The 18502-nt window shown below is 62.8% G+C and carries 15 protein-coding genes; 13 read left to right on the top strand and 2 right to left on the bottom strand.

Translation table 11 applies throughout. The features are described 5' to 3' along the window. Window positions 1-61: 61 nt before the first annotated feature. The 6 genes from AB4O08_RS11845 (at window position 62) to AB4O08_RS11820 (ending at window position 8190) form a co-directional block, all read left to right on the top strand. Window positions 62-1597: an MFS transporter gene (locus tag AB4O08_RS11845; RefSeq protein WP_045791446.1), complete on the top strand. Its 1536-nt coding sequence runs from the start codon at window positions 62-64 to the stop codon at window positions 1595-1597. Between the two features lie 15 nt (window positions 1598-1612). Further along, window positions 1613-2671 carry an HlyD family secretion protein gene (locus AB4O08_RS11840; RefSeq protein ID WP_010214261.1) on the top strand — a complete coding sequence of 353 codons (1059 nt, stop codon included), beginning with the start codon at window positions 1613-1615 and terminating at the stop codon, window positions 2669-2671. After that, the gene (locus AB4O08_RS11835; RefSeq protein ID WP_010214260.1) at window positions 2668-4113 is read left to right on the top strand and encodes an efflux transporter outer membrane subunit; all 1446 of its coding nucleotides are present in this window, start codon (window positions 2668-2670) and stop codon (window positions 4111-4113) included. The genes AB4O08_RS11840 and AB4O08_RS11835 overlap by 4 nt, the downstream gene beginning before the upstream one ends. 74 nt (window positions 4114-4187) lie before the next feature. Beyond that, entirely contained in the window at window positions 4188-4697 is a 510-nt protein-coding gene (locus AB4O08_RS11830) for a sigma-70 family RNA polymerase sigma factor (RefSeq protein ID WP_010214259.1), read from the top strand. Further along, entirely contained in the window at window positions 4694-5644 is a 951-nt protein-coding gene (locus AB4O08_RS11825; protein WP_460114145.1) for a FecR domain-containing protein, read from the top strand. The genes AB4O08_RS11830 and AB4O08_RS11825 overlap by 4 nt, the downstream gene beginning before the upstream one ends. Window positions 5645-5736: 92 nt before the next feature. Continuing rightward, complete coding sequence (locus AB4O08_RS11820; protein WP_044286427.1) at window positions 5737-8190, top strand: TonB-dependent siderophore receptor; 2454 nt, start codon at window positions 5737-5739, stop codon at window positions 8188-8190. 130 nt (window positions 8191-8320) lie between these two features. Here the strand turns inward: AB4O08_RS11820 and AB4O08_RS11815 are convergent, their stop codons facing one another. Both AB4O08_RS11815 and AB4O08_RS11810 read right to left on the bottom strand, forming a co-directional pair. Next, a complete protein-coding gene (locus AB4O08_RS11815; protein WP_457244223.1) occupies window positions 8321-9025 on the bottom strand; it encodes a DUF3142 domain-containing protein in 705 nt (234 codons plus the stop codon). Further along, a complete protein-coding gene (locus AB4O08_RS11810; protein WP_460114144.1) occupies window positions 9022-11190 on the bottom strand; it encodes an outer membrane assembly lipoprotein YfiO in 2169 nt (722 codons plus the stop codon). Before AB4O08_RS11810 ends, AB4O08_RS11815 begins: the two co-directional genes overlap by 4 nt. 168 nt (window positions 11191-11358) lie before the next feature. On the opposite strand from AB4O08_RS11810, the gene AB4O08_RS11805 reads away from it, so the two are divergent. The 7 genes from AB4O08_RS11805 to AB4O08_RS11775 all read left to right on the top strand — a co-directional run bounded on the left by AB4O08_RS11805 (window position 11359) and on the right by AB4O08_RS11775 (window position 18497). After that, the gene (locus AB4O08_RS11805) at window positions 11359-12963 is read left to right on the top strand and encodes a glycosyltransferase family 39 protein (protein ID WP_021491670.1); all 1605 of its coding nucleotides are present in this window, start codon (window positions 11359-11361) and stop codon (window positions 12961-12963) included. A gap of 33 nt (window positions 12964-12996) precedes the next feature. Then, window positions 12997-13242: a DUF2789 domain-containing protein gene (locus AB4O08_RS11800; protein WP_010214250.1), complete on the top strand. Its 246-nt coding sequence runs from the start codon at window positions 12997-12999 to the stop codon at window positions 13240-13242. Window positions 13243-13479: 237 nt separating this feature from the next. Then, window positions 13480-13890 carry a MarR family winged helix-turn-helix transcriptional regulator gene (locus AB4O08_RS11795; RefSeq protein ID WP_010214249.1) on the top strand — a complete coding sequence of 137 codons (411 nt, stop codon included), beginning with the start codon at window positions 13480-13482 and terminating at the stop codon, window positions 13888-13890. Beyond that, the gene (locus AB4O08_RS11790; RefSeq protein ID WP_010214248.1) at window positions 13887-15965 is read left to right on the top strand and encodes an FUSC family protein; all 2079 of its coding nucleotides are present in this window, start codon (window positions 13887-13889) and stop codon (window positions 15963-15965) included. The genes AB4O08_RS11795 and AB4O08_RS11790 overlap by 4 nt, the downstream gene beginning before the upstream one ends. Continuing rightward, window positions 15962-16171 (top strand): DUF1656 domain-containing protein, encoded by a 210-nt coding sequence (locus AB4O08_RS11785; protein WP_010214247.1) that lies wholly within the window; start codon window positions 15962-15964, stop codon window positions 16169-16171. Before AB4O08_RS11790 ends, AB4O08_RS11785 begins: the two co-directional genes overlap by 4 nt. After that, window positions 16168-17058 (top strand): efflux RND transporter periplasmic adaptor subunit, encoded by an 891-nt coding sequence (locus AB4O08_RS11780; RefSeq protein WP_010214245.1) that lies wholly within the window; start codon window positions 16168-16170, stop codon window positions 17056-17058. Before AB4O08_RS11785 ends, AB4O08_RS11780 begins: the two co-directional genes overlap by 4 nt. After that, complete coding sequence (locus AB4O08_RS11775) at window positions 17055-18497, top strand: efflux transporter outer membrane subunit (RefSeq protein ID WP_010214243.1); 1443 nt, start codon at window positions 17055-17057, stop codon at window positions 18495-18497. The genes AB4O08_RS11780 and AB4O08_RS11775 overlap by 4 nt, the downstream gene beginning before the upstream one ends. Window positions 18498-18502: the final 5 nt, after the last annotated feature.

Below are 18502 nucleotides of genomic sequence, written 5' to 3'. Positions count from 1 at the left end.
TTTTGTCATGTTTGTGCCTGATTAAACTGCTCAGGTATTCAACATCCCGAGTTACCTGTTCATGACCTCCCTCGCTGCCCCCACCCTTGCGGCCGCAGCCAAACCCACCGCGATGACCCCACCCGTATTCGGCCCGCGCATCATCATCGGGCTGGTCGGCGTGTTGCTGGCGGTGCTGGTCTCTGGCCTCAACGAGATGGTCACCAAAGTGGCCCTCGCGGACATTCGCGGTGCGCTGTACATAGGCTTTGATGAAGGCACCTGGCTGGTCGCGGCGTACACCGCGACTTCCGTGGCGGCCATGGCGTTTGCGCCCTGGTGTTCGGTGACCTTTTCCCTGCGCCGTTTCACCTTGTGCGCCATCGGCCTGTTCACTGCACTGGGCATCCTGTGTCCGTTCGCGCCGAACTACGAAAGCCTGTTGGTGCTGCGCACTGTGCAAGGCCTGGCCGGTGGTGCGTTGCCGCCGATGCTGATGACCGTGGCTCTGCGGTTCTTGCCGGCCAACGTCAAGCTGTACGGCTTGGCCGGCTACGCACTCACCGCCACCTTCGGCCCGAGCCTGGGCACGCCGCTGGCGGCGCTATGGACCGAGTATGTTGGCTGGCAGTGGGCGTTCTGGCAGATCGTCGCGCCGTGCCTGCTGGCCATGATCGCCGTGGCCTACGGATTGCCGCAGGATCCGATTCGGTTGGAGCGTTTCAAGCAGTTCAACTGGCGCGGCTTGCTGCTGGGTTTCCCGGCGATCTGCATGCTGGTCATCGGCATTCTGCAAGGCAACCGCCTGGACTGGTTCGAGTCGGGTCTGATCACCTTCCTGTTAGGGAGCGGTGGCGTGTTGCTGGTGCTGTTCATGGTGAATGAATGGTCGCAGCCCATCCCCTTCTTCAAGCTGCAGATGCTCGGTCTGCGCAATCTGTCGTTCGCCCTGATTGTGCTGGCGGGCGTACTGATGGTGCTGACCTCGGTGATCATCATCCCGTCGAGTTTTCTCGCTCAGGTCCAGGGCTACCGTCCGCTGCAAACCGCGCCCGTGATGCTGTTGATGGCGATACCGCAGTTGATTGCGCTGCCGCTGGTGGCGGCGCTGTGCAACCTGCGTTGGGTCGATTGCCGATGGGTGCTGGGGATCGGCCTGGGCATGCTGGTGCTGTGCTGTGTGGGCAGCGCGCACCTGACTTCGGAATGGATTCGCGACGATTTCTACGGCCTCTACCTGCTGCAGATCTTCGGGCAACCGATGGCCGTGTTGCCGTTGCTGATGCTTTCCACCGGCAGTATCCAGCCAATGGATGGTCCGTTCGCCTCAGCCTGGTTCAACACCATCAAGGGGCTGGCCGCCGTGATCGCCACTGGCGTGCTCGATACCTTGACCACCCAGCGCCTGCATTTTCACTCGACCATGTTGGTCGACCGCCTGGGCAATTCCCCCCTGGCCGACGGCGATGCGCCGGGCCTGGCGCACCGCCTGCATGAGCAGGCCGTGGTGCTGACCTCTTCGGATCTCTATTACGTCATGGCCGCGGTCGCGGTGGCGTTGATCCTGCTGATTTTCTGGATGCCCACGCGGATCTTTCCGCCTCGCGCACCGACTTGATAGAAAGGACTGTTCATGAAACGCAAAGACAAAATTGCCGTCTCCGTCATCGCCGTGTTTGCCGTCGGCGTGCTGGTGTACCTGGTCGCGCCGGGTGTGCTGGGCAGCAAGCGCCAGACCACCAACGACGCGTTCGTCGCCGCTGACTTCACCCTGGTGGCGCCGCGCGTGGCCGGCTTTATCAAGGAAGTGCTGGTGGAAGACAACCAGCGTGTCAAAGCCGGGCAACTGCTGGCATTGATCGACGACCGCGACTTCCGCGCTGCCGCCCAGGCGGCTGATGCCGATACGTTGGTGGCGCAGGCCCAGCTGAAAAATGCCACCGCCACCTTGGAACGCCAAAGCTCGGTCATCGCCCAGGCCCAGGCCACCGTCGCGGCGGATCGCGCCGAAATGGCCTTCGCCGAACACGAACTCAATCGCTACAACCACCTTGCCGGTGTCGGCGCGGGCACTGTGCAGAACGCCCAGCAAGCCAAGACCCGTATCGACCAGGCCACCGCGCGGCTGGCGAATGCCACGGCGGTGCTGGCGGCCGAACGCAAGCAAGTGGAAATCCTCACCGCCCAGCGCGATGCCGCCGAGGGCGGGCTCAAACGCGCCCAAGCCGCGCTGGAACTGGCCAGCTTTCAACTGTCGTACACGCGCATCGTCGCGCCGGTGGATGGCATGGTCGGCGAGCGTGCGGTGCGCGTGGGCGCGTATGTCACGCCGGGCAGCAAGATCCTCGCGGTCGTGCCGCTGGAAGAGGCGTACGTGGTGGCCAACTTCCAGGAAACCCAACTCTCCCATATGCGTGCCGGCCAAGCCGTGCAGGTGCGTGTTGACAGCCTCGACGGCGAATTGCTCAACGGTCATCTGGAGAGCCTTGCGCCCGCGACGGGCGTGACGTTTGCCTCGGTCAAACCGGATAACGCCACCGGCAACTTCACCAAGGTGGTGCAGCGCATTCCGGTGAAAATCGTCCTCGAACCCAACCAGGCACACACCGAGCGCCTGCGGGTCGGCATGTCGGTGGAAGCCAGCGTCGACACCCAGTCGGTCGCGCAGACGCGTGAGGTAGCCCAGCAATGAAGCGAGTTGCCTGGCTCACGTTGAGCCTTATCAGCCTGAGTGCCTGCACGGTCGGTCCAGACTTCCAGAGGCCGCAGGGCCCGCAAGTGACGCAATGGAGCGAGCCCCAGGGCCGCCAGGCGGCCAGCCGTGCGGTCAACGATCCGTTGCAGGAACGTTGGTGGGATGTGTTCCACGACGAGCAACTCTCGGCCCTTACACGCCGTGCGCTCACCGATAACCTCGACCTGAAGTTGGCCAGCAGTCGCCTGCAACAAAGCCGGGCCGTACGCCAGGTGACCACGGCCGAGCGTTATCCCAACGTCAACGCCAACGGTGATTACCAGCGCAAACGCAACAGTGGCAAAGGCTTGAGCGACCCGTCCGGCAACAACGGCCGTTCGGCATTCAACCAGTGGGACATGGGTTTCTCCGCGTCCTGGGAGCTGGACTTCTGGGGCCGCGTCAAACGCGAAACCGAAGCCGCCGACGCCACCTTGCAAGTCGCCGAAAACGACCGCCGTGCCGTGCTGTTGTCAGTGTTGGCCGAGACCGCTCAGAACTACATCCAACTGCGCGGTGTACAAAACACCCGCGCGGTCACCGAGCAGAACCTCGACGTCGCCCGTCACAGCCTCAAGCTCTCGCAGTTGCGCCTGGCTGACGGTGTGGCGACCGATCTGGACGTCGCCGAAGCCGCCGCCCAGGTCGCCGCCATTGAAGCGCGACTGCCGGATCTGCAACAGCGTCAGGACCAACTCATCAACGCCCTCAGCCTGTTGATGGGCGAACCGCCGCAGGCGCTGCATGCGCAACTGTCCAAGGACGCCGCCGTGCCCCAAACCCAGCGCCAGGTCGCGATTGGCCTGCCGTCGGAGCTGGCTGAGCGCCGCCCGGATATCCGCCAGGCCGAGGCGCGTTTGCATGCCGCCACCGCGAGCATCGGCGTGGCCAAGGGCGATTTCTACCCGCGCATCACCTTATCCGGCAGCCTCGGTTCCCAGGCCATGCAACTCTCGGATTTCGGTTCCTGGGGCTCCCGTGCCTTTGCCTTCGGCCCGCAGTTCAGCCTGCCGCTGTTCAATGGCGGGCGCTTGCAAGGCATGTTGAACCTGCGCGAAGCCCAGCAACAGGAAGCGGCGCTAGCGTACCAGCAAACCGTGCTGCGTGCCTGGCATGAGATCGACGACCAATTGACCCGCTACAACGCCAGCCAACTGCGCCGCGACAGCCTCGCCGAAGCCGTGCGTCAGAACCAGATTGCCCTGCGCACCGCGCAGCAGCAATACGTGGAAGGCGTGGTGGATTTCGTCAACGTGCTCACCGTGCAAAGCGCGCTGCTGGCCACGCAGGAGCAGTGGGTGGACAGTTCGACCGGCGTGTCGCTGGCGATGGTTGGCCTGTACAAAGCGTTGGGCGGGGGCTGGGAATCGGTCTACCCGCTGCAAACCGTTGGGCGCTGATCGACAAAGAGTTTTTGTCAGTCGCGAAATAAGGTGTAATGATAATTGCTCTCAATAGTACGCCTGAGCTTTTCATGGACACCGCGACTGACGGCCAGCAACAGCTTCATCTCCTGTACCGCGACCATCACGGCTGGCTGCAAGGCTGGCTGCGCAGGCGCCTGGGCGACCGCGAGCACGCGGCTGACGTGGCGCAGGACACCTTCCTGCGCCTACTGGTGTCCGGACGATTCCCGGGTGACAAGGAAAGCCGCAGCTACCTGGCGCAGATCGCACGCAACCTGGTGATCGACCAGTGGCGGCGTCTACGCATCGAGCGTGCCTATCTGGAAAGCATCGCGCACCTGCCCGAGCCGGAATCGCCGTCCCTGGAAACCCGCGCGCTGATCCTCGAAACCCTGATGCAGATCGACGCCATGCTCGACCGCATGCCCGACAACGTGCGCCAGGCGTTTTTGCTGTCGCAGTTCGAAGGCCTGAGTTACGCACAGATCGCCGAACGCTTGGGGGTGACTGTCAGCTCGGTACAGAAGTACATGACCCGCGCGATTGTTGCCTGCTATCAGGTGGCCTACGAAGAATGAGACACGACGCCCCCATCGCCCCGGCGGTTGTCGAGCAGGCCAGCGAATGGCTGATGCTGCAATGGGGCGGCGCCCTGCAAGGCGAACAACGCCAGGCCTTTGCCCGCTGGCAGGCCGCCGACCCTGAGCATCGCCGTGCCTGGCAGCGTTTGCAGCAGCTGCAGCAAACCCTCGGCAGCGTGCCCGCCGACAGCGCCCGCGCCGTATTGCGCGACACACCCGACACCCAACGCCGCGCTGCACTCAAGCTGCTCGGCCTGCTGTTGATGGCCGGCGGCAGTGGCTACCTGGTGCAACGCAGCGAGCCCTGGCAAGCCGCCTTCGCCGAATACCGCACCCGCACCGGCGAGATTCGCCACGTCACCCTCAGTGACGGCACGCGGCTTGACCTCAACAGCGACAGCGCAGTCGACCTGCGTTTCAGCCCCCGCGAGCGGCGTATCCGCTTGATCCGCGGCGAGATCCTGCTGACCAGCGGCCACGACCCCATCCGCCCGTTGATCGTCGAGACCCCAGCCGGCGTCGTGCAGGCCCTGGGCACCCGTTTTGCCGTGCGCGAACTGGCCGATGGCAGCCGTGTCGACCTGTACGAAGGCCGCCTCCGCGTAACGCCGACCCATGGCGCAGCCGTGCAGATGAAGGCCGGTGACAGCCTGTGGTTCGACGCGCGTCACAGCGCGTCGCTGGCGGCGGTGAGCGCCAACGCCAGCAGTTGGACCGAACACCGCCTGATCGCCGAGCGCCAGCCGCTGGGCGAGTTTGTTGCGCAACTGAGTCGCTATCGTCCGGGGCTGTTGCGGTGTGACCAGGCGGTGGCGGGTTTGCTGCTCACTGGCGTGTTTCCGCTGAACGATACCGATGCAATCCTAGCGGCACTGGAGCGCTCGCTACCGGTGCACGTACACGCGGTCACGCGCTACTGGGTGACGATCAAGGCGCGGGTCTGAACATTTTTTCATCCGTGCTTGTCGGTTTTTGCTTCCCGCTCGGGATACCTCTTGAAAGCCAATCAAGAAGCGTTCTCACGGGGAGTCCTGCAATGCCGCACCACCCAATTCAACCTTTGGCCCGCGCCCTGCGCCGTGGCTTGTTTGTCAGCCTGTTGGCAACGGTGCCGATGGTGCCGACGCTGGGCTATGCCGAAGAAAGTGCCGAGGCGCAGCGCAGCTACAACATCCCGGCCGGCAACCTCGACCAGGCACTGAACCGCTTTGCCAGCGCCTCTGGCATTTTGCTGTCGGTCGATGCCTCACTCACCGAAGGCAAGCGTAGCGCGGGCTTGCAGGGGCGCTATGGGGTCGAGTCGGGCCTGGAGCGGCTGCTGATGGGCAGCGGCCTGATGGCGATGCAATCCCAGGGCGGGTGGTCGTTGCAGGCGGTGTCCAATGGCGGGCCTTTGCAACTGGGCGCCACCCAGATCAGCGGCCAGCAAACCCAGGAAAGTGCCTGGGGCCCGGTGGACGGCATTGTGGCGACGCGCAGTGCCTCCGGCAGCAAGACGGACTCATCGCTGGTGGAAATCCCCCAGACCATCAACGTGATCACCGCCGCCGAGATCAAGGCGCGCGGCGCGCAAAGCGTCACCCAGGCGTTGCTTTACACCCCCGGCATGACGGCGGGTGGTTTCGCCGACCGGGTCAAGTTGTTCGATGAGCCAACGTCCCGGGGCTTCTCGCCTACGCCCCTGTACCTCGACGGTCTGCACTTGCCTTACGGCGGCGGCAGCACTGGCGGTGCGTTGCAGATCGAGCCCTACTCCCTGGAGCGTATCGAAGTGCTCAAAGGCCCGGCCTCGGTGCTGTACGGGCAGAATCAACCCGGCGGCATCGTCAACATGGTCAGCAAGCGCCCCAGCGAAACAGCGATCCACCAAGTGGTACTGGAAGCGGGCACCTACGAGCACAAAAGCGCGGCCATCGACCTGAGCGGCCCGCTGGATGAGCAAGGGCAATTTCTGTATCGCCTCACCGGCCTGGCCAATGACGGCCAGGACGAGATCAATTACGTCGAAAACAAACGCCAGTTCATCGCCCCCAGTCTGACCTGGCGGCCTAGCGATGAAACCAGCGTGACGGTGTTTGCCCAATACCAGAAAGACAAAGGTGTACCCGAAGCCCAAGGCCTGCCGGCGTCCGGCACGCTGTGGGACAACCCGAACGGCAAGATCAAGCGTGACGTGTTTATCGGCGAACCGGGCGTCAACCAGTACAACCGCGAGCAATACGCACTGGGCTACGAGATTTCCCATCGCCTGAACGACACCTGGACCCTCAAGCAAAACGCGCGTTACGCCGAGGTCGACGACCGCTACACCGCGCCGCTGCACGGCTACCGTTTTGTCGCCAACCCGGTCTCCGGCGTGCAGGACCAACGCTACCTGCAACGCTTCGGCGTGGACTGGGCGCAGAACAACAAAGTGTTTGGCGTGGACAGCATCGCCCAGGCTGAATTCGACACGGGCGCGCTGTCTCACACGATGATCTTCGGCCTGGATTACTACCATTCCAACTCGCTGTTCCATGGCCTGTATGACCGCAACCCACCGATCATCGACCTGTTCAAGCCGGTCTACGGCCAGCGCCTGAACTTTGGCCAGCCGTACCGCTGGGACCGCACCATCACCCAGACCGGCCTGTACGTGCAGGACCAGATCAAGCTGGATAAATGGGCGTTGGTACTGGGCGGCCGCTATGACTGGGCCAATGTGGTGAACAAAGAGCCCTTGACCGACACCCGCTTCGCCAGCAAAGACCAGGCATTCACGGGTCGTGCGGGCCTGGTGTATCTGTTCGACAATGGCGTGGCCCCCTTCGTCAGCTACACCGAATCCTTCCTGCCGCTGGCTGGCACTGACGCCAACCAAAAGCCATTCAAGCCGTCGACGGGCAATCAATATGAAGTCGGCGTGAAGTACCAGCCGCCTGGCCAGAAGAGTTTCGTGCAGGTCTCGGTCTACCAGCTGGACCAGGAAAATGTGCTCACCACCAACCCGGTGGACACCACCTTCAGTACTCAAAGCGGCGCCATGCGCTCACGCGGTGTGGAGCTGGAAGCCAAGGCCGTTCTCAGCGATGCCTGGGACATCGTCGCTTCGGCCTCGCGCAATGACATCAAATACACCAAGGACAACGATGGCCGCGAAGGCCGCCACCCTGCCGGCATCTCACCGCTCACCGCGTCAATGTGGGTCAACTACAGCGTGCTCGGCGACACCCCGCTGGCCGGCCTTGGCGCAGGCCTGGGCGTGCGCTATGCGCGCCAAAGCCTGGGCGACTACTATGAGGGCGCCTTCAGTGTGCCGTCCTACAGTGTCTACGACGCCAGCCTGAGCTACGACCTGAGCCGTTCGCCACTCAAACTCAAGGGCGTGAAACTGGCGATGAACGTGCAGAACCTCACCAACAAGACCTACGTCTCGCAGTGCACCAGTAACCTGGATTGCTATTACGGTGAAGGACGCACGGTGGTGTCGAGCCTGACCTACGATTGGTAACTGCCCGCATACGGTAGGAGCGAGCGTGCTCGCGAAAAACGCATGGAGCACGCGCCGCTACCTGATAGCGCTGCGTTATCGTTGACGTCTTTCGCGAGCAAGCTCGCTCCTGCAGGTCGTGGTTGAAGTCTTAAGGGTTCTGCAAGAACACCACATAACCCCGAAACCAATCACTCCCCTGTAAATACCCCGGTTCCTCCCACGTCCCACCCTGGATCAAGCCAATCTTGAACGGCAGCCCCAGCCGGTTCATCCGCGGCAAGTACGCCGCGTAATCCGGGATGCTGTGCCGTCCCTGATAGGTCTGCACCACGACTTCATCCACCACGCCCTTGAGTTGGGCGATGGCGGCTGGGTCGGCGTTGCTGCTCCAGTCCATCAGGCCGGTGATGCTCAGGCGCAGGTCGGCGGGCAGCCGTTGACGCAGGTCGCGCAGGAAGCTGGCGTATTCATGCAGGTACTGGGTGCGGGCGTCGAAGTCGATCTGGATGCCGACCACCGGGTTGCCCGCGTCGCGCCAGCGTTGCACCTGACCGAACAGTTGGCGGTAGACCTGCTCGGGCCAGTGCAGGGTGTGGGCGCGGTAGACGATCCAGATGTCGCCCTGGGTAAGGCGCGGCACACTGACGCCTTGGGCGATCATCTGCACGCCGCGCTGGGGCGCGCGGCGCGTGGAGTTGATCTGGCCCTGGAGGATGTACAGGGTTTTCGCCTGCTTGAGCACCGGCTGTGGCGTGACGCCGCTCCACAGCCAGAAAGCGTCATAGTCGCGGGCGTCGACGGCGCCGAAGGCCGGGCTTGCCAACAACAGCAAGCCTAACCATAGGTGCTTCACCAGTAGTACTGCAGCGATTTGCCCCATTGGGTGTCGGCGAAGCTGCTTTTCAGCTGGCGGAACCAGGCTTTGCGCACGGCAGGTTCAACGTCTTGCCCGCCGCAGCTGTTGTAGCCCGACGGTGCGTAACAGTTGATCGCACGGAACAGTGCGTAGGCCTTGTCATTTTTCGGCGCCTTGGCGTTGCCGATCACCTGTTTGTAGCCATCCAGCCGCGAGAAGGTTTCCCCCTTGAAGTCCGACGCGGTGCTGCCCAGGCTGCCGGCGGCGCGGGCCTGCTCCAACGGCATGCCGTCCAGGCCGTTGCGCAGGATGAACTCACCCAGGCAGTTCAGGCCCTGCGGGTTTTTCGCATCGGCCTGCAAGGTCGCGGCGGTTTGCGCGATGCTCGGGCAGGCGTAGCCGGACTCGGCTTTGTCGCCGTTCCACTGGAACAGCTTCAAGGTCTGGCTGGCGCTGTAGACGTAGCCCAGGCTGGTGCCCAGTTTGTCGTCCGGGGCGGTGGTCGGCAGTTGCTTGAGGTCGTCGGCGAACGTTGCGTACTGGCCGCGCAGCAGGTCTTTGTAGAGCAGCACGAATTGCGCAGTCTGGCGCTCCAGCGGGTCGCTGGCCTGGGCGATCTGCTGGCGCAGCAACTCGGGACCGGCGACGTTGCGCAGCAGGATGTAGCGCACCTGCTTGGCGCTGATCGGCGAATCGGCGGCAAACACCTTGGCCAATTGGCCGCTGCGCTCGTAGTTCATGGCCAGGGCCAATTCCAACTGATCGCGTTGCAGCGGTAACTTCGCCAGCGGCAGCAATTGCAGCCAGAGCGCTTCGGCGCCTTTCCAGTCCTGCTTGGCTTCCAGGGCCAGGGCGCGCAGGGTCTGTTGGCTGAAGGCGAAGTAATTGAGGCTCGACGGCACACTCTGGGGCAATTGCTTCAACGCGGCGTCCGGTTGCTGCTCGATGTACAGCGCGCACACCGCCAGCAGGTAGTCGTACAGTTCCGGCGCGCTGGCGAACGCTGCTTTTTGCTTCTCCAGGTCCGCGCGGGAAAGGGCGGGTTGGTTGCCGCCGCGCATCACCATCAGGTCGCTGACGAGCTGGATCATCGGCGTGGTGACGGTCTCGCTATTGACCATCAACAGCTTGAGGTCGGCCTCCTCCACCAGTTCATCCACCGACACATTGCGCTGCGCGTCTGTCGCTTCGGTCATCGACCAGGCGTAGGCCTCGGCGAGTTTGGTGTTATCTCCTGCCAACCAATAAACACGGCGCAACAGGCCACGGGCGGAGGCCAGGTATTCGCCTTGTGGATAAGTTTTCAGGTAGCCGAGAAAGCCTTCTTCGGCATCGCCCAGGGCGGACTTATCCACATGCTTGAGTTGCGGCATGTCGTATTCGTCAAAGGCTTCAGCCTGGGCCTGGTTCAAGGATGTACGCGCGGTCATGTACAGCGCGGTTTCCTTCAGCCAAGGCACCTGGCTGGTGCTGGCAGCGGCAAAACCGCGCTCAGCGTCACCGAAGCGACCGCTGTAGAAGTCGGCGGCGGCTTGCAGGTATGTACGGAACAGTTGGCCGTCGCTGGACTGGATCTGCTGGGCGTCCACCACCTGGCCGTCCCACGAACAGGCCGTGAGCAGTTGCAAGCGCGCCTTTATCAGCAGCTCACGCTCGGTCGCTGGCATGTCGGCCTTGATCACCTGGCTGATGAACGCAGTGGCGCTGTCATCATCGTTGCTGCGGCAACGGCTGCCCTCGCCATTCAGAAACGCTTCGCCTGCGGTCTTGTACTCGTCACGTTTGATGCCCAGCGGCTGTAGCAGCGTGTCGAGTTCGGCGGTGCGCGAGTCGTCCGGTTTGGTGTCGGGCTCGTCGCTGGTGGCGGGGACAGGCACCAGGCGATAGACCGGGAAGGGCACTGGGCCGAAGCCTTGGGCCAAATCGTCTTCACTCAAGGCATTGGGCGTAAGCGGTGCGGCCTTTTTGTCCGCCAGCAGCAGGCGCAGGTTCACGCGACTGTCGTTACCGGGGCTCAGGAAGGGCAGGTTGCTGCATGAATCGAGGCTGTCATGCGAGACGCGCCAATCGGGATAACACGAGTCGTCAGAGCTTGCCTGAGCGTGCTGGGTCATAGCCGCCAGCAATGTTAGTGCGAGGGGTGACAAAAAACCGATGCGCATGACGTGTCCTTGATCCTGAGTCCTTGGAGGAGGGCAATAATAGCGTGTTCCTGCATTTACTTCGGAGAGGCCCTGCACAAATTGCTGATTTGTCCGATTCCAGCAGCCAGCCTGGATCTTTTGTCCTAGAGTGGCGGTGTTTGCGCTTGGGCAATCAGGGGAATCGAGGTGCGTCGGTCTGTGGTAGAGCAAAACGAAAAGGTCGGGACGTTACCCGCACTTAACCGCCTCAGTTGGGAAGGTGCCGGTTGGATCAACCGTCTCTGGTGGGTGCCGATCCTGGCGCTGGCCATGGCCCTGCGCTTTTACCACCTGACGTCGGCGGCGATTTGGGGCGACGAGGGCTCAAGCCTGTTGCTCAGCGAATATGCTCTGGGCGACCTGTGGTTCCACGCCGCGCACGACGTGCACCCCCCGCTGTATTTTTTCCTGTTGCGCGGTTGGATCGAATTGTTCGGCGACAGCATCTGGTCGATTCGCGCCATGAGCGCCATTCCCGGCGTGATCGTCGTGGGCCTGGGCATCTGGCTCACGCGGCAATTGTCCACTCGTCGTGCGGCATTGCTGGCGGGGATCCTGCTGGCATTGTTGCCGACAGCGGTGCGCTACAGCCAGGAAGTGCGCATGTATTCGCTGCTGGGCGTGTGGTTGCTGGGCGCCACGCTGGCGCTGGTGTACTGGGTGCGTCACCCCGAGCGCTCGCGGTATCTGGCGGCGTACGGGGTGTTGATGAGTGCCGGCTTCTACACCCATTACTTCACCGCGCTGTGCGTGCTGGTGCATTGGGCCTACCTGGGCGTGCTGAGTGGCGCGATGCCGCGAGACCAACGGCTGATCACGCGCCCGGCCTGGTGGGTGGCCAACGCTGCGATTGTGTTGATGTACCTGCCGTGGTTGCCGAATCTGCTGGACCTGGTGCAGCACGTCGACCAGCTCAAGGTGGGCGGCGACATTGGTTGGGAAGAACCGGTCAACCTGTTCTCCCTGCCGTCGATGATCTGGCAGTTCGTGCTGCAGGATGAAGGCGTCGGCTTCTGGGCGCCGCTGTTCTGGTTGTTCCCGTTGCTGCTGGTAGCGGTCGTGGTCATCACGGCCTGGCGTGACCGCGAGCGCCATCGACCCGCCAGCCTGTTGGCGCTGCTTTTCCTGTTGCCACTGCTGCTGGTCTACGGCGTGTCGTTTATTTCCCCGGTGTTTATCGAACGTTACCTGACCGTATACGCCTTGAGCTTGCCGATCCTGCTGGCGATGGCCATCGACCGCTTGCCGTCGCGGTTTTCGCTGTTGGGGGCGGCGTTGTTCGTGCTGTTTGTCGGCGTGGAACTGGTGGGCTTGAAGAACAACTTCACCGTGGACGAACACGACCAGTTCAACGTGCCGGTGGAGTTCGTCAACCGCAATTACCAGGAAGACGACCGCATCGTCCTCAGCGACATGATGTGGTACCTCAGCTACGTGTATTACGACCAGACCGACGCCCAACTGCAGCTCTACACCCCGCCCAAACCTGATGGCACGCCCACCCGGCCGAATGCCTATGGCTTCGGCACCCTGGTGGACCAGGACGGCGGGCGTATTTACCTGGACCATCTGTCTGCACTGCCCGCCGACACCCGCCGCGTTTGGCTGATCAGCAGCAACGAAGCACCGGACGATTTCGCCCCGCTGCCTGAAGGCTGGCGCGAACTCAGTCGCCAGGATGGCGGCGGCGCGAGGGCGCGATTGTTTGTGGTCTGCAACGCACCGTCGGCGCAACCCGAGGGCTGCCGCTAGACTGGGTTAATTCATTTCTTTCAGGAGCCCGCCATGGAATCGCCCGTGCATAGCTTGCCGTCACTGTTCAAACAGCTGGGCCTGCCGGATGACCCGGTGAGTATCGAGAAATTTGTGGCGGTGCATTCGCCGCTCAAGCCGGAGTTGAAACTGGCGGATGCGTTTTTCTGGACGGACAGCCAGAAGGCGTTTTTGCGCGAGGAGATTCTGGAGGATGCGGATTGGGCTGAGGTGGTGGATGAGCTGAATTTGATGTTGCGGGGTGGGCGAGGGGCGTAAAAAATTTGGCAGAAAGGGCAAAAGCACCGCTTGGACGGATCGGTCCATGATCGACCTGTGGGGGTGTTGGAATTCTGCAGCCGTTCCTAGACCCACTTTTACTCAGCCATACCGCCTCCCACCCATCCACTAAATTGTTTCAAAACTTGACGCATTTCGATCCATCCACCATATTGATAGTTAGCAAACTAACTGTATGCGAACTATCCAGTGCCTCATTCTCCCGAACAACTCCAGATGAACCTCAGCAGCAGCATGGTGGTGGGCGCCCGTAACTGGCGCAAAATCTGCCAGACCACGCTGGTGAGCTATGGCATCTCCGAAGCCTGCGCCGTGCCGTTGTTGATGATCGGCCGCTTGGGCGATGGTGTGCACCAGGTCAAAGTTGCCCAGGCTTCAGGGATGGAAAGCCCGTCGCTGGTGCGCTTGCTCGACCGCCTGTGCACCGATGGTTACGTGTGCCGCACCGAAGACATCCATGACCGTCGCGCCAAGGCCCTGAGCCTGACCGAGCGCGGCCGCGAACTGGTGCAAGCGGTGGAAGGGCAGTTGGTGCGCCTGCGCAAGGAAGTGCTGGCAGACATTCCCCGGAGCGACATGGAAGCCGCGCTGCGTGTGCTGCGCGCCTTCGAGGCGGCTTCGCTTTGAACGGATTTTTTACCGGTTTCCCGCCCGCCCGTGATTGGTTCTACGGGGTGCGCACCTTTGCGGCCTCGATGATTGCCTTGTACATCGCCATGCTCATGCAAATGCCGCGTCCGTACTGGGCGATGGCCACGGTGTATATCGTTTCCAGCCCGTTTGTCGGTCCCACCAGTTCCAAGGCGTTGTACCGCGCCATCGGCACCTTCATGGGCGCGGCGGCGGCGGTGATTTTTGTGCCGATGTTCGTGCAATCGCCCTACATGCTGGTGGTGGTGATTGCCTTGTGGACGGGTACGTTGTTGTTTCTGTCCATGCACCTGCGCACCGCCAACAACTACGCGCTGATGCTGGCCGGCTACACCTTGCCGCTGATCGCGCTGCCGGTGGTGGATAACCCGTTGGCAGTGTGGGATGTGGCCGAGGCGCGCACCGAGGAAATCTTCCTTGGCATCGCGGTGGCAGCCGTGGTGGGCGCGATGTTCTGGCCGCGCCGGCTGATGCCGGTGTTTGATGGCTCGGTGGCCAAGTGGTTTGCCGATGCCCAGGTCTACAGCCAGCGCTTTCTGACGCGCAACGTTGAGCCTGACGAAATCAGCACGCTGCGCGGTGGCATGGTCGCCACCTTCAATACCCTTGAACTGATGATCGGCCAACTGCCCCACGAAGGCGCGCGCCCCCAGACGGTACGTAATACCAAGGAACTGCGCGGGCGTATGATTCACCTGTTGCCGGTGGTGGATGCGCTCGATGATGCGTTGTATGCCATCGAGCATCGCGCGCCGGAATTCCTCGATAAGATCACGCCGCTGCTGCAGGCGACCCGCCAATGGTTGGAAGGCACCCAAGACGCTGCGCCGATGGAAAGCTGGCGCGCCTTGCGCGATCAGGTCGATGCCTTGCAACCTCAAGGTGAAGCGCTGGACGATCGTCACACATTGCTGTTCTCCAACGCGCTGTACCGCCTGGGCGAATGGATCGACCTGTGGCAAGACTGCCGCAGCCTGCAAGCCGCCATCCAGTGCGAAAGCCAGGACACCTGGCGCGCCGTGTACCGCCATTGGCGCCTGGGCCGGCTCACGCCGTTCCTCGACCGTGGCCTGATGTTCTACTCGGCGTTTTCCACCGTCACCGCGATCATCGTTGCCTCGGTGCTGTGGATCCTGCTCGGTTGGACCGACGGCGGCAGCGCGGTGATCCTGGCCGCCGTCGCCTGCAGCTTTTTTGCCTCGATGGACGACCCGGCGCCACAGATCTACCGGTTCTTTTTCTGGACCGCCATGTCGGTGCTGTTCGCCAGTCTTTACCTGTTTTTGGTGCTGCCCAACCTGCATGACTTTCCGATGCTGGTGCTGGCGTTCGCCGTGCCGTTTATCTGCATCGGCACGCTCACGGTGCAGCCGCGTTTTTACCTGGGCATGCTGCTGACGCTGGTCAACACCTCGTCGTTTATCAGCATCCAGGGCGCCTATGACGCCGACTTCCTCAATTTCGCCAACGTCAACCTGGCGGGGCCGGTGGGCTTGCTGTTTGCCTTTGTGTGGACACTGATCGCGCGGCCCTTCGGTGCTGAACTGGCGGCCAAGCGCCTGACCCGTTTCAGTTGGCGCGACATCGTCAGCCTCACCGAGCCCGCGACCCTGGCCGAACACCGGCACATGGCTGCGCAGATGCTCGACCGTCTGATGCAGCACCTGCCGCGCCTGGCCCTGATCAACCAAGACACCGGCACCGCCCTGCGCGATTTGCGCGTGGCGCTGAATCTGCTCGATCTGCTGGCCTACTCGCCGCGCATCCTCGGTGTGCCACGGGTGTTGCTCAACCAAGTCGTCGAAGGCGTAGGCGGTTACTTCAAGGCGTGCCTCAAGGCCGGTGAACGCTTGCCTGCGCCGAGCGGTCTGCTGATGACCCTGGACCGCACCCGCCGCGCCCTCAACGGCCAGGGCCTGCAAGACGAAGACGACACTCGCCTGCACCTTTTGCACGCGCTGGCTGGCTTGCGCCTGTCACTGCTACCGGGCGTGGAATTTATTGGCGGCACCGAGATGGAAGCGCCGCTGCCTGATGGAGCGCCTTTATGATCGGTGATCTGGATATCAGCGGGGTCTTTCTGCCCACGCTGCTGGTGCTGATGGGCATTACGTACGTGTTGTTCCTGGTGGTGCACGGGTTGTTGACCCGGCTCCACTTCTATCGCCTGGTCTGGCACCGGGCATTGTTCAATGTGGGGCTCTACGCGCTGTTGCTGGGCGCGGTGGACTCACTCAGTCGATACCTGATGACATGAAAAAACCTTTTTTGACCATCGGCCGTGTCGTCCTGACCCTGTTGATCGTGACGTTTGCGGTCGTCGTGGTGTGGCGCATGGTCATGTACTACATGTTTGCCCCCTGGACCCGTGACGGCCACATCCGTGCCGACATCGTGCAGATCGCCCCGGACGTGTCCGGGCTGATCCAGCGCGTGGACGTGCGCGATAACCAGTTGGTGACCAAGGGCCAGGTGCTCTTTGCCGTCGACCAGGATCGCTTCAAACTGGCGTTGCGCCAAGCCCAGGCCGCTGTGGCCGACCGCCAGGAAACCCTGGCCCAGGCCCAGCGCGAGTACAAGCGTAACCGTGGCCTTGGCAACCTGGTGCCCAGCGAACAACTGGAAGAAAGTCAGTCCCGCGTGGCCCGTGCCCAGTCGGCCCTGGCCGAGGCTCAGGTGACGGTGGATTCTGCCCAGCTCAACCTCGATCGCTCGGTAATCCGCAGCCCCGTGGACGGTTACGTCAACGACCGTGCGCCGCGTACCCAGGAGTTTGTCACCGCCGGGCGCCCGGTGTTGTCGGTGGTGGACAGCAACTCTTTCCATATCGATGGTTATTTCGAAGAGACCAAACTCGACGGCATCCACGTCGGCATGGGTGTGGACATCCGTGTGATTGGTGACAACGCCCGTCTGCACGGCCATGTGCAGAGCATCGTCGCCGGTATCGAAGACCGCGACCGCAGCAGCGGCTCCAACCTGTTGCCCAACGTCAACCCGGCATTCAGCTGGGTGCGCCTGGCCCAGCGGATTCCGGTGCGCATCGCTTTTGATGATGTGCCGGCCGACTTCCGCATGATCGCCGGCCGTACAGCCACCGTCTCGATCATCGGCGATAAGGTTAAAGACGGAGACAAACCATGAAGCAGCTGTTGGCCACCGCTGCGTTGGGGTTGTTGCTGTCGGCCTGCCAAGTGGTGGGGCCGGATTACTCGTTGCCAGATAAAGCCGCCATCAACCGTGGCGACCTGCAAGGGCACATTGCGGGCGAGGGCAATAACGTAGTGTCGGCGCCGGTGCCGGCCGATTGGTGGAAGTTGTACAAAGACCCGCGCCTGGATGAGCTGGTGCGCCAGGCCATGGCCTCGAACACTGACTTGCGCGTGGCCGCCGCGAACTTGCAGCGTGCGCGCTATCAGACCCAGCAAGCTGAATCCGCAGGCGGCTGGAGCCTCGGCGCGAAGGCGGAGGCCCAGCGCCTGCAAGAGTCCGGCGAAGCGTTTTTGCTGGCCGACAAAGTCCCGGTGGGCAACATCGGCAGTGTGGGGATCACCACCTCGTATCAATTCGATCTGTTCGGCACCTTGCAGCGCGGCATCGAGAGCGCCCAGGCCAGCGCCGATGCGGCCCAGGCCGCTGCCGATATCGCCCGCATCACGCTGGTGGCCGATGTCGTGCGCTCCTACACCCAAGTGTGTGCGGCAAACGAAGAACTGGCGATTGCCAACGAGTCCCTCGACTTGCAAGCCCAGAGCACCCAACTGACCCAACGCCTGCGTGACGCAGGGCGTGGTGATGAAACCCAGGTGACCCGTTCGCAAACCCAATACAAATCCTTGCGCGCCGACATGCCGCGCTACGAAGCGCTGCGCCAAGCTGGTTTGTTCCGCTTGTCGATGCTGCTGGCCAAGCCGGTTGACCAACTGCCGGCGGGCACCGGCACCTGCGCTGAATTACCCCATATCGCCCAACTGTTGCCGGTCGGCGATGGTGCGACACTGCTCAAACGCCGTCCCGATGTGCGCCAGGCCGAACGTCAACTGGCCGCAGCCACCGCACGTATCGGTGTGGCCACTGGCGCGCTTTACCCGGATATCAGCATCGGCGCCACCGTGGGCACCGTTGGCCTGCTCGACAACCTTGGTCAGCCTGCAACCAACCGTTGGGGCTTTGGCCCGATGATCAGTTGGACTGTACCGACCAACGGCGCCCGCGCGCGCGTCCACGAGGCCGAAGCCGCAACCCAGGGCGCCCTGGCGCACTTTGACGGGGTGGTGCTCAATGCCATCCGCGAAACCCAGACCGGCCTTGCGCAATACACCGCGCAACTGCAACGCCGCGATGCCTTGGCCGAAGCCGGCGAGTCGGCCAAGGAAGCAGCAGGGCAGACTCACCGTTTCTTCCAGGCGGGACGCGCCTCATTCCTGGCCGACCTGCAAGCCACCCGCACGTACACCGATGTGCGCGCGCAACTGGCCGCGGCCAACACTCAGGTTGCCATGAGCCAGATCGATCTGTTCCTGGCCCTGGGCGGTGGTTGGGAAAGCGGACGAACGCAAGCGTCTCAGCCCAGCAAACCCTGAGCGAA

Source organism: Pseudomonas sp. H3_E07, assembly GCF_054668895.1.
This window is presented reverse-complemented; position numbering and strand designations above follow the sequence as displayed.

Bases quoted from the DNA above. Each gene is read 5' to 3' on its own strand.
- AB4O08_RS11845 (WP_045791446.1), top strand. From the start codon at position 62: ATGACCTCCCTCGCTGCCCCCACCCTTGCGGCCGCAGCCAAACCCACC.
- AB4O08_RS11840 (WP_010214261.1), top strand. From the start codon at position 1,613: ATGAAACGCAAAGACAAAATTGCCGTCTCCGTCATCGCCGTGTTTGCC.
- AB4O08_RS11835 (WP_010214260.1), top strand. From the start codon at position 2,668: ATGAAGCGAGTTGCCTGGCTCACGTTGAGCCTTATCAGCCTGAGTGCC.
- AB4O08_RS11830 (WP_010214259.1), top strand. From the start codon at position 4,188: ATGGACACCGCGACTGACGGCCAGCAACAGCTTCATCTCCTGTACCGC.
- AB4O08_RS11825 (WP_460114145.1), top strand. From the start codon at position 4,694: ATGAGACACGACGCCCCCATCGCCCCGGCGGTTGTCGAGCAGGCCAGC.
- AB4O08_RS11820 (WP_044286427.1), top strand. From the start codon at position 5,737: ATGCCGCACCACCCAATTCAACCTTTGGCCCGCGCCCTGCGCCGTGGC.
- AB4O08_RS11810 (WP_460114144.1), bottom strand. From the start codon at position 11,190: ATGCGCATCGGTTTTTTGTCACCCCTCGCACTAACATTGCTGGCGGCT.
- AB4O08_RS11800 (WP_010214250.1), top strand. From the start codon at position 12,997: ATGGAATCGCCCGTGCATAGCTTGCCGTCACTGTTCAAACAGCTGGGC.
- AB4O08_RS11795 (WP_010214249.1), top strand. From the start codon at position 13,480: ATGAACCTCAGCAGCAGCATGGTGGTGGGCGCCCGTAACTGGCGCAAA.
- AB4O08_RS11785 (WP_010214247.1), top strand. From the start codon at position 15,962: ATGATCGGTGATCTGGATATCAGCGGGGTCTTTCTGCCCACGCTGCTG.
- AB4O08_RS11780 (WP_010214245.1), top strand. From the start codon at position 16,168: ATGAAAAAACCTTTTTTGACCATCGGCCGTGTCGTCCTGACCCTGTTG.
- AB4O08_RS11775 (WP_010214243.1), top strand. From the start codon at position 17,055: ATGAAGCAGCTGTTGGCCACCGCTGCGTTGGGGTTGTTGCTGTCGGCC.